The following is a 6986-nucleotide window of genomic DNA, read 5'->3' as shown; positions in this document are numbered from 1 at the left end:
TGGGAGTGCCGCCGACACCACTACCTAAAGGAACTGATTTCAGCATGTTGAACGCAGTAGTCAAGAAGAACGGTGCCATTGAAGTGTTCGTCGAGGCGAAGGATGGCGAAGTATTCCACACTTGGCAAACCGCTGAGAACGCTGGATGGGCCGGTGCAGAGAAGGGCAAGCGCAACGCTGGGTGGTACTCACTCGGCACACCAGGCAAGTAGTAACAACCCTCAACATCTGCGGAGATAGCAAAATGGAAAAGTGCGTTGTTCTTCATTCCGGCGGGCAGGACTCGACCACCTGCCTGTTGCTGGCTATTGACCAGTTCGGCAAGGAGAACGTGTACCCTGTCGGCTTTTTCTACCACCAAACCCATGTCGTTGAGCTCGACCAGGCGGAGCGCATTTGCAACCTGCTAGGCGTTTCAGAACGGCGTCGCGTGTTCCACTTGGGAGTGCTCAACGATCTGGGGGGTGGGGCATTGACCAATGCGAACATCGGTATCAGCACCGATGCAACTGGTTCAGGTAACAAGTACGCAGAAGCGCATGGCTTGCCATCAACTGTTATACCCGGTCGCAACGTGTTGTTCCTCGCTGTGGCAGCCGCATGGGGTGCCATGTTCGACTGTTACAACCTGATGACAGGTGGGTGCCTTGCTGACTATGAAGGTTACCCTGATTGTCGCCCTGAATTCTACTCGTCGATGGAGGAAGCGCTGATCAATGCACTTGACGAAATCAGAGTTACCATCATCACCCCGCTTACCCTCAAGTCAAAGGCCGAGACCTTCCAGATTGCAGATGAGCTGGGTTACCTCGATCTCGTCGTTCGTGAAACACACACTTGTTACCGTGGGTCACGGGAATGGCACGATTGGGGAGCAGGATGTGGAGAATGCCCTGCGTGTGTCACTCGCGCAAACGGCTGGGACGAGTTTCAAACTGTTGTCGGCACCTGACGCCCACATCAACCATCCGGCCTACTATGGTGGCAAGGACGCCACCTATGAGGCCATCAAAGTCATCGAGGCATGGGACCTTGGATTCTGCCTTGGCAATTGTGTCAAGTACATTGCCAGGGCAGGCAAGAAGGACAGTGCCCCACTCCTCGATGACCTCAAAAAGGCACGCTGGTACCTTGACCGAGAGATAATGAGGATCGATGACCGAACTAGCGCTGATACCACCAGTTCCACATCTGCATGACTTCGCAACCAGTGGCTCGTGCATGCTACTGGCGCACCTTTGCCGTAACCCGAAGTACATTGAGTACTACCGTCAACGCAGAATGCTGGGCGATTACCTGATCCTCGACAACTCAGCGTTCGAAAAGGGTTCATCAGTGGTGTCAATGCCAATGCTTATGGCGATAAGCAACTACATGCAATGTCAGGAGATCGTTGCCCCTGACACCATCATGAATCGCCATGAGACATACGGCAAGTCGCTTGAGGCAATCGCCTGGTTGGATTCACATGTGGGACAAGCAGCATGGATGCACGCCGGTAAGCCACGCATCATGATTGTGCCACAAGTTGATCCTGAGTTCGAACAGATCGACGACTATGCAGACCATGCAGCGGACATGGTAAGCGCATGGAACTACGGTGTACCTTACCTACGCGGCTACATCACGCTAGGCGTATCGAAGAACATGGACAAGTTGCATGGCGGCTGGTTGATGTTGTTCCGTGAAGTAGTGCGTGAACTTGTACGTGAGTTTCACCTACAAGTGCACTGCCTAGGCTTGCCCAAGGAGCTCAACCGTACGCGTAAGGTAGTTGTCGAACATCCATACATCAGGTCACTCGACACAGCATTGCCGTTTGTGTGCGCTGCTGCTAATCATGTGATGACTAACAACGGTACCATGTTACCGAAGCGACCTCCTGAGTACTTAGACTTACAGTTCAATGAGGCTCAACTGATACTTGCACACGGCAATATCGACTTCCTCAAGGAATACTTCAAGTTCTAGTGGCAATCACAGCACCACTCACTAACTTCCGCAGCATCTGTGCGCAATGCCCTAACAAGGAGAAGTCCGCCTGTCAACGCCCAACCGGTCGAAAGTATGAACATGCGATTGTTATTGACTATCCAACCAAGCTTGAAGCAAATAAGGGACGACTCGGTGAAGGTGACACCGGCCGACTTATCAAAGCAATACTCAAGCCACTCGGACTTGGAACGGACGATGTCTATATTACGTCAGCTCTCAATTGTCGTCCTGGCGCAGTCAAGCGAGAAACAATCATACGTCCCGCCATGGAACAGTGCCGTCCAAGACTGGTCGAGGAGTTACGTTCAGTCGGAGTTCGAAAAGTACTTTGCCTTGGTCCAATCGGCTACTCTCAATTGCTATCACTACCGAAGGTTGCACGAACCTCTAAGCAGCATGGACGATGGAAGCACGCCTATGGAATGAAAGTACTCATGACGTATGCACCGGTTGTTGTACTCGCTGATGCTACGTCATCGCGCAGCGCAGGGTTGTTCCGCGACTTCGACCGGGACATCCGTAAGTTCTTCACAACCAAAGGCCCTGACAGGTATCCAGCAATCGAAGTTCACATTCCCAAGACGATTAGTGAAGTACGTGAGTTGTTCGCTTGGATGCTTGAGGATGCACAGCATGTCTCAGCTGACTTTGAGACAACAGGCTTGTCAGTCATCGACAGCAACTGGCTCGCACTTGGTTATAGCTGGGTAGATGAGGATGACCCGTACCTTGGTACAGCGTTCGTGCTTACCGAGAAAATACTGAATGATCGGAACACGTGGAAGTTAGTTGGCAAACAGTTGTCCCACGACCAGGCCACAGTATTTCACAATGCGAAGTTCGATCTCAAGTGGATGAAGCGTGGCCTTGAGGGAAACGATCTGCCATACGAGCCATGGTCAGTTGAAGATACCATGCTGCTCAACTACCTCCTCGATGAGCGCCCAATCGGTAGAGCAGAGGCGCACAATCTCGATGCTATCGCCCGGTACCGTTTCGACGCGCCTGACTATAACATCGAGATGGGCAAGTGGTTGAAGGCATACGCTAAGGAGACTGACCGTAAGGTTCGTGCCAAGATGCGCAGAGAGATGTACAAGTACTGCGCAGCTGATGTCTACTACACTGACCGGGCCTATCCCATCCTTTATGATGAAGTCGCTGAAGAATCAGAAGGTCTGCTCGACGTTTACAACAAGCTGCTCATACCTGGTACTATCGCATTGGCAGACGTTGAGACAGTTGGCATTCGCCTAGATGTCGATGAGTTGCAACGACTCAAGGCTCAACTGGGTGAACGCGAAGAAGGCATGCTGTTGAAGATTCGAGAACACGTGCATGACTTTGGTTTCGAGGGTTGGGAGAATTTCAATCCCAATTCATCTAAGCAGATGAAAGTACTGATGTATGACCACCTCAAGTTGCCACCAACCAAGACGCCACGACGCGGCAGGTTGCAAGAGGGTCCTACATCTACCCCAGTCATGCGAATCCTACGTGACAAGTTCCCGCAGTATTCCCCGTTCATGGGTGACGTGATGGCGTACCGTACGGCGAAGAAGACCATCGGTACTTACGTCGATGGCCTGAGCAAACGCCTATCGAGCGATGGTCGAATACGCTCTGACTTGCTGCTGAACGGTACTGAAACAGGACGACTGAGTTCCCGTAACCCTAACTTGCAGAACGTGCCGGAGGTGTCCCACATTGAGATTGACATACGGGCGTGCTTTATTGCTACTAGCGAAGAGTGGCTCCTCCTGGAAGCTGATTATTCACAGCTGGAACTCAGAGTTGCGGCTCACCTGTCTAAGGACCCCGACTGGTTGCAGGTCTACCTCGAAGACCGAGACCTCCACCAGGACGTGGCAGGCGCGCTTTACCATAAACCGAAAGAGGAAGTTACGCCATACCAACGGTGGTTGGCAAAGAACACTGTGTTCGGTGCAATGTACGGCAGAGGAGCTGAGTCACTTGCACTTGGTCCCGAGATGGATTACATTGAACGAGAATATGGTGGTACTCGTTGGACGCTTGAGGAAGCGAAGCAGTACTTTAGGAACTTCTTTGACCAGTACAAAGGATTCAAGTCATGGATCGACGAACAGCATCGAGTGGCCCACGTTCGCCACTTCGTTGAGACACCCTTTGGCAGAAAGCGAAGGTTCCCATTTATTCCCAGGAACGATAATGGACTGGTCAAGAGACAATCCGTCAACACCCCCATCCAATCAACCGCCTCAGACATAACACTGTCAGCACTCATTCGAATACACGAGCAACTACTTCTGCTGAATGAACAGTACGGTGAAGTGGTTGCTCGTGTAATCCTAACCATTCACGATTCGGTAATGGTTGAGTGCAAAAAGAAGGTAGCAAGAAGAGTAAAGAAAATTATGCTTTACGAGATGCAGGAGAACGTTCCACTTGACACACTGGTGCCCTTCAAGGCAGAAATTCACGAGGCTAATAACTGGTCAGGACTCAAGTGATTGAAGAGAAAACAGCACTACTTTCGTTCCTTGAACCAGGAACAAACCTGCGGGACGCGGCACTCGCCTATGCCGCTAACCGGATGTTCGTTGTCTGCCTGCGTGAAGGTGAAAAGAAGCCTGTTTTCAAAAACTGGCAACGTAGGGCCACAACCAAGGCTGATGAGATTCGTGACCAATGGGGTGGTAAGGATTACAACATTGGCATTGCGCTTCAACTCAGCGGTTTGGCTGTCATGGACATTGACCCACGTAACGGAGGTGACAAGACACTACAGGAACTACAGGAGGAACATGGTGACCTTCCTTCGACGTACACTGTCCGCTCTGGTGGTGGAGGCTCACACTTCTACTATCGTGTACCAGCTGACTTGGACCGAAGCATGCTACCACAGAAGATCGGTCCTGGGCTTGAACTAAAGAAGTCAGGACAGGTAGTTGTACCGCCTTCAATCACGGACAGCACCTATAAGGTAGTGCAGGGATCACCACTTGAACTAGCACCGTTGCCCTACAAGTGGATCTTCTCAGTACTCGGTGATCGCATTCACAGCGACGAGGGCATTCAGTTCGCCGACACGATTATGCTGGGTGAGCGCAACGACAAGTGCACTCAGCTGGCTGGCTTGTTTCGTCGGCACGGTGCAACTGAGCAGCACATTCATGCCATCATCGATGGCCTAGGTGAACATGGCCTGATTGAAGGTTACCACGACATTGACAATAAGACTGGTAAGACGTTCGCCGAGTACGATGTACCACTCATTGCTCAGAGCGTAGCAAAGTACCCTCAGGAAGCAATGCACTTCCTGGATATGAAGTTGCGCATCAACAGTGGTAAAAGGGCAATCGAGCCCAAGGCGAAGGATGCACCATACGGCATACTGGGTGAGTTCATCAAGTTGACGAATAAGTACAGTGAAGCTCACCATATGGCTATCCTGGCAACTTCACTGACGATGATTGGCAACATGATGAGCCCATACTTGGGCTTCAGCGTTGGCAAGACTTGGCACCCACCGTTACTCTACACGCTCGTCGTTGGCCCGACCAGCGAAGGTGCTAAGGGTCAAAGCGAGTCGCGTTGTGAGGAACTCATGGAGTTGGTCGATGAAGGATGGGTTGATAAGATCACCAGTGGCCTAGCATCAGGTGAAGGGCTCATCGAAGCAATTGCCGATGCGACAATGACTGGTGAAACCTCCACTATTCAGGGCAAGAAGGTTGCGCATACCTACAACGCTGGTCATGCGGATAAGCGCCTCATGATCTTCGAACCTGAACTAGGCCGGTTGATCAAAGTGTTGCAGCGACAGGGTAACACTACCATGGAAACACTGATCGATCTGTGGGACCGCGGATTCGCCAGTAAGCTCACCATCCAAAGTAGACACGTCAAGGATGCGCGCATCTCAGTAGTGATGCACGCGCCCATGGTAGTTGTGCAGGAACAAATGTCCTACGACTGGTTGATGAACGGTTTTGGCAACCGCTTCATATGGGTATGGGCAAAGCGAACTCACCTTGAACCCATTGGTCACAAGATTCCTGAGGAAGCGCTTGATCCTATCGCCACAGACATAATCGATGCCGTCACTGTATTAGCTGACCGGTTTGACACGCGCAAGAAGCCACTTGAAGTTGGGTTCACTCGTGACGGTGCTGAGTATTGGGAAGAGCTGTATGAGGAACTGTCAAAGGACAAGTATTCAGGACACCTCGAAACAGCGATGGGACGCCGGCGCAGCTATGCCAGGCGAATTGCCATGATCTTTGCGGCACTCGACTTCAAGAAGCGAATCGACGTTCACCACCTTGATGCAGCAATGTCACTCATCGACTACAACGAGGAGACACTGGTTCATTTGTTTGGTCAATCCACTGGCGATAAGGTTGCTGACAGGATTTACCTTGCGCTTGTCGAACATGCCTCAGGTCTCACACGTACTGAGATTGTCCGGGACATCTTGCAGAGCAACTACACCAAGGCGCAGATCGATGTTGCCACAAAGAAGTTGCTTGAGCGAGGCCTCATCAACGAGACAAGTTCCAGACTGCCTGGTAAGCGCAAGCGCGAGACAGTATACGTCGCCATTCAAAAGCAGTAAGGTCAAGATGGGCAGAAAGAAGGAACTCAACTACAATTCAAAGGCAGTACACGATTTTCTAGATGAAAATCGTATAGTAGAGCATTTCAAGAAGGGCAGACAAGTAATCTACCTCAACAAGTACCCAATAGAGGATTACCACAAAAGGAAGATTAGCAGTTGGGGTACCAGGAGGGGTGTAACTCTAAGCGCACTTGATGAAGTGCTAGTAAGATATGGCATGAGCATTCGGGAATTCGAAACATGGTGCGAGCACAGGGGAATAGATCCTGTCTCGAATGGGGGAACAAATGATCACACCGCTGTTGATACTTGACTCGCGCGAGGAGTGGCATCCTAGCTCAGTTGAAATGATACCCAAAGTTGGTGGAGCACGCATCAACGGGGAACC

The 6986-nt window shown here is 51.2% G+C and carries 5 protein-coding genes and 1 pseudogene; all 6 read left to right on the top strand.

What is annotated here, in order from left to right:
- Window positions 1–212 (top strand): annotated as a pseudogene (locus VH187_RS12260) (hypothetical protein); the annotation flags it as partial.
- 32 nt (window positions 213–244) lie between these two features.
- Window positions 245–952: a 7-cyano-7-deazaguanine synthase QueC gene (gene queC, locus VH187_RS12255; protein WP_329701732.1), complete on the top strand. Its 708-nt coding sequence runs from the start codon at window positions 245–247 to the stop codon at window positions 950–952.
- Entirely contained in the window at window positions 846–1199 is a 354-nt protein-coding gene (locus tag VH187_RS23485) for a DUF3310 domain-containing protein (RefSeq protein ID WP_414713939.1), read from the top strand. Before queC ends, VH187_RS23485 begins: the two co-directional genes overlap by 107 nt.
- Complete coding sequence (locus VH187_RS12250) at window positions 1156–1971, top strand: hypothetical protein (protein ID WP_329701731.1); 816 nt, start codon at window positions 1156–1158, stop codon at window positions 1969–1971. Before VH187_RS23485 ends, VH187_RS12250 begins: the two co-directional genes overlap by 44 nt.
- The gene (locus VH187_RS12245; protein WP_329701730.1) at window positions 1971–4487 is read left to right on the top strand and encodes a DNA polymerase; all 2517 of its coding nucleotides are present in this window, start codon (window positions 1971–1973) and stop codon (window positions 4485–4487) included. Before VH187_RS12250 ends, VH187_RS12245 begins: the two co-directional genes overlap by 1 nt.
- The gene (locus tag VH187_RS12240; RefSeq protein WP_329701729.1) at window positions 4484–6595 is read left to right on the top strand and encodes a bifunctional DNA primase/polymerase; all 2112 of its coding nucleotides are present in this window, start codon (window positions 4484–4486) and stop codon (window positions 6593–6595) included. The genes VH187_RS12245 and VH187_RS12240 overlap by 4 nt, the downstream gene beginning before the upstream one ends.
- Window positions 6596–6986: the final 391 nt, after the last annotated feature.

Origin of the sequence: Scandinavium sp., from assembly GCF_036271055.1 — a bacterium.
Lineage (GTDB): Bacteria > Pseudomonadota > Gammaproteobacteria > Enterobacterales > Enterobacteriaceae > Scandinavium.
The sequence above is the reverse complement of the archived record's forward strand: the minus strand, read 5'-3'. Positions and strand labels throughout refer to the sequence as shown.